The sequence below is a fragment of the Metalysinibacillus jejuensis genome, from assembly GCF_003057615.1.
Lineage (GTDB): Bacteria > Bacillota > Bacilli > Bacillales_A > Planococcaceae > Metalysinibacillus > Metalysinibacillus jejuensis.
The window spans coordinates 1-3,450 of sequence record NZ_QAFW01000096.1 but is presented as its reverse complement, the minus strand read 5'-3'; the positions used below and the strand labels follow the sequence as shown (position 1 = coordinate 3,450).

The 3,450-nt window shown below is 40.3% G+C and carries 3 protein-coding genes; 1 reads left to right on the top strand and 2 read right to left on the bottom strand.

Going from position 1 to position 3,450, the window contains the following annotated elements:
• Positions 1-177: helix-turn-helix domain-containing protein (locus DDE80_RS14000; RefSeq protein WP_153060862.1), on the bottom strand; the 177-nt coding region annotated here is incomplete at its 3' end.
• Positions 178-258: 81 nt separating this feature from the next.
• Here DDE80_RS14000 and DDE80_RS15360 point away from each other — a divergent pair.
• Positions 259-414 carry a hypothetical protein gene (locus DDE80_RS15360; RefSeq protein WP_201261480.1) on the top strand — a complete coding sequence of 52 codons (156 nt, stop codon included), beginning with the start codon at positions 259-261 and terminating at the stop codon, positions 412-414.
• 135 nt (positions 415-549) lie between these two features.
• Here the strand turns inward: DDE80_RS15360 and DDE80_RS13995 are convergent, their stop codons facing one another.
• Positions 550-3,303, bottom strand: a complete 2,754-nt coding sequence (locus tag DDE80_RS13995; RefSeq protein ID WP_108308539.1) for a type I restriction endonuclease subunit R — start codon at positions 3,301-3,303, stop codon at positions 550-552.
• Between the last annotated feature and the right edge of the window lie 147 nt (positions 3,304-3,450).

Genomic DNA, 3,450 nt, shown 5'->3' with positions numbered 1-3,450 from the left:
TAATTGAGAAGAACACGAATTGTAAGTCAAACCTTTTCCTGTTGCCTTATAAGTATCGTTCCATTTTGCGAGGAAATGATTGAATACAAAACGAGAACAACCGATTGTTTTAGCAATCAGTATTTCTTGTTCTTTGCTTGGATAGATACGAAATTTATATGCTTTATTGACCAACATGACTTTCACCTCCCTGTGTGTTATGATATACATATTATATCATAGTTGATATTCATTTTATATTATTTTGGAGGTGAAAACATGGAAAAACAATCAGTCGTATTACGATTTCCTAAAATTCTTTTAGATAGAGTGGACGCATACAAAAAGAAAAAGGGTTTTGGAACTCGTACACAAACTATTTTTCATCTATTACAGATAGCACTCGAACAGTCGGACAATCGAGATAGCAAGTAAGCTACCCCTTGTCCGAAGGCGATTCATCTCCCACCTACTCACTGGGCTACGCCCTTCACGTTCCTTGAGGTGGGAGATGAATCGCCTATTTTTGATAAAATATCACAAAAAGAGAGGGGGTATCCCTCTCTTGTATTATGCCCCGTACTTTGCGACTTGCTCTTGGATAAAGCGTGTGATGGCTTTAAACGCCTTGTTTTTCTTTAAAAATGAGCCAGTCAAGCGGTCCATAATAGTCGTGTTTTCGATAATATTAGCGTACTCATACGTGGCGACTTGCTCTTTTAATACAGACTGTTCTAAGCCAACTTCTTTCGCAAAATCATTCATTTCTTGCTCTTGCACTTGTTCCTCGTATTTGGTGTACGCGTCCATTACAGAAGCCTCCGCACTCAGTTGTGGTACTACTTTATCTAAGAAGTTGCGGATCAGCTCTACTTTGAGACGCAATTTGTCATCAGAAGCATGGGCTAAATCTTGTTTAATGAGCTCAATTTCTTGGGCGCGTACTTTTTCGTCGTCCATCGTTAGCTGCGCGATGACATTCATAATATAACTAACATTGATGCGGTCCGTATGCATAAGCTCAAGCTCAAAATCAATGTCTTGTAAAATGGATTCTTTACGCACGTCTTCTTTTTTAAGGTTGTCATAAATTTTAAAGTATTTGCTTTTATAATCTTCATACGTTTGCTCGGCAATTTGCAACTCTTCTTCATTAAAGGCAAAATCAGAAAATGACTGCAAGCGCTGAAGCAATTTCGTTACATTTTTAAATGCCATAATAAAGGCATGTTGCTGCTCTTCTGTTTCGAGTGTGTCGACCGCTTCTGGCGTCTCTGCTACTTGCGCTAATTGTGTAAGCGCCTCCCTAAACGCCTGTAAGTAAGCATCGTAGCTTTGCATCAACACATCGTTTACGCTTTCCGTTTTTGAAAATAAACGAATGGCGTCGTCCGTTTGTTGCTTTAAATTGCGGTAGCATACGATGTTGCCATAAGGTTTTGTCGCTTTTTCGACGCGGTTAGTGCGGCTATACGCCTGTAATAAATTATGATACTGCAAGTTTTTATCGACATAAAGCGTGTTTAACGGCTTACTATCAAAGCCCGTTAAAAACATATTCACGACGAGTAAAATATCAATTTGCGCATGCTTCATTTTTTTCGAGACATCTGCAAAGTAACGGTCCCACGTGTCGGTGCTGTAATCTGTACCATATAATTGATTATAGTCGCGAATGATGCGCTCTAATGCCTCACGTGAGTGCTCCGTTGTGCCGTCTCCTTCTTCGTTGGCACCGAAAGAAAAGATGCTGGCGATTTTTAAGTTGTGGTCGCTCGCCTTAAATAAATCATAGTAGCGAACGAGCGTCGCGATCGAATCTACCGCAAAGATGGCACAGTAGCCTTTACTTTTCGAGCGTCGCGTATGATTGTCGATAATATGATTGGTAATCATCTCAAGGCGTGTTGGATGGTACAATACTTCATCCGTATCAATCGCCTCGACTTTAGTGTCGTCGCTCTCATCTACATTTGAGGTAAACGTGCTAATATATTCTACAGAAAAACCGAGTACGTTACCGTCACGAATGGCATCTTTAATTAAGTAATGATGCAAGCATTTTTCAAATAAATCAGCAGTTGTACGTCCGTCTTGGCTCTTATTTTCTTCAAAACGCGGTGTGCCGGTAAAACCAAAATACTGCGCGTTTTGGAAATGGTGGTCGATGTCTTTACGCATATCCCCAAATTGGCTGCGGTGGCATTCATCAATAATAAAAACAACGTGCTCTTGTTGATAAGGGGCCATAATCGCTTCATAGCGTGGGTTTTTAACCGCATTGCTCATCTTTTGGATGGTCGTTACAATAAAGCGCTTCATCGGATCTTGGATTTGTTTAATGAGTTCATCCGTTTTATCCGTACGGTCTACCGAGCCTTTTTCAAATTTATTAAACTCCGCTGTCGTTTGGCTGTCTAAATCGCGGCGGTCTACGAGGAAGAACACCTTTTTAATGCTTTCTTCGTTAGCTAAAATTTGCCCTGCTTTAAACGAGGTTAAGGTTTTACCTGAGCCTGTCGTATGCCAAATATAGCCGTTGTTATTCGTTTCATTGGCGCGCTTAACTAACGCCTCTACCGCATACACTTGGTAAGGACGCATCACCATGAGCGCTTTATCTGTATCATTAATGACCATGTAGCGGCTAATCATTTTCGCTAAATGACATGGCTGTAAAAAGCTTGTGGTGAAGTCTTGTAAATTAGTAATGATGTTGTTCGCTTCGTCTGACCAAAAGAACGTAAATCCAAACTGAATATCATAATCCGAATTCGAAAAATATTTCGTATCTACGCCGTTACTCACCACAAATATTTGTAAAAAGTGATACAACCCTTGGAAAGAATGGCGGCGATAGCGCTGAATTTGGTTAAACGCTTCTTTAAAATCAAGACCGCGACGCTTTAATTCAATCTGTACGAGCGGTAAACCATTGATTAAAATGGTTACATCATAGCGATTTTCATATTTGCCAACGACCGTCGTTTGCGTAGTGACTTGGAAGTGATTTTTGCACCATTTTTTCGTATTCATTAACGCTAAGTAAAGCATTGTTCCATCTTCACGTTCAATCAATAATTTATCTCGCAATATTTTAGCCGAGTGATAAATACTTTTGCCTTCAATTTCAACGAGCACACGCTTAAATTCTTTATCACTAAGTGGCTGCCCATTGAGCTTGGCTTCATTAAATTTATTGAGTTGCGCTCTAAAATTCGCTACTACCGCTTCGTAATCGTTAAGCGCTATCGTCTCATATCCCTGCTTCTTTAATTGCTGTAGTAAATTACTTTCTAATTGTGCTTCCGACTGATATCCCATCTAAACGCCTCCATACTTCGCCCTTTGAACTACCCCCACTTAACACCTTACGGGTTGTTTGAAGTGGGGGATTCCTACGAACTCCGTTCTATCGAACAGATATTTAGTAGGCTAACCCCGTAGCCCCTACGGTTAGAAGTCTTATCG

Bases quoted from the DNA above. Each gene is read 5' to 3' on its own strand.
- DDE80_RS15360 (WP_201261480.1), top strand. From the start codon at position 259: ATGGAAAAACAATCAGTCGTATTACGATTTCCTAAAATTCTTTTAGAT.
- DDE80_RS13995 (WP_108308539.1), bottom strand. From the start codon at position 3,303: ATGGGATATCAGTCGGAAGCACAATTAGAAAGTAATTTACTACAGCAA.